We start from the raw sequence: 601 nt of genomic DNA, 5'->3' as shown, positions 1-601 counted from the left end.
CCGGTTATAATCTTAATCATACCGTTGTTCCGCAAGGAAACGAGTTCATCCAAGTATTTTCTTCGTTCTATATGCTTCATGCTAATCGAAATTTATGTCACCAAGTGACAGAGTTTCCGATTACAAAGATAAGGTTTCTTTCTTCAAGTTCGGCAAGCCTACTCGAAAAAAGTGTCATTGATGACGGCTTTTCCGGGTAGAGCATCCGCCATTATCTCAATTCGACTCCAATATCCCAAAAGTTTATTGAACAGTATCATTGTAACCAAAGTGCGAAAATAATCAAAAAGACATACGGAAATAGCAAAAACAGGATAGCCCAAATGCTGGAATATTTCTCATACGATTTATCTTGCCGGATTTTCAAATACCGTCGTTTATAATGATAATAAGCGTACAGAATTATCCATACAACAGGATAGGCGAGCAGAGCAAGCAGAATAAACGGAGCCGGATTAGTGCTTGTAGTCGCCCAATAAATCGAGGCTATATCTACTCCATAAAGCAGAAATACAAGACTTAATACACTCGGAACATTCCATGAATACATACTTGTGTCCATCCATCGAGTTAAGCGTTCTGTCTTATACCATAAATATCC

At 38.3% G+C, this 601-nt stretch carries 1 protein-coding gene; it reads right to left on the bottom strand.

The features are described from left to right. Positions 1-256 precede the first annotated feature (256 nt). A partial coding sequence (locus B5F71_RS20880) for a hypothetical protein (RefSeq protein WP_143269964.1) occupies positions 257-601 on the bottom strand: 345 nt, incomplete at its 5' end.

Source organism: Bacteroides sp. An269, assembly GCF_002159755.1.
Taxonomy (GTDB): domain Bacteria; phylum Bacteroidota; class Bacteroidia; order Bacteroidales; family Bacteroidaceae; genus Phocaeicola; species Phocaeicola intestinalis.
Note: the sequence above shows the minus strand (reverse complement) of the source record. Positions and strands in the feature narration are given on the sequence as shown.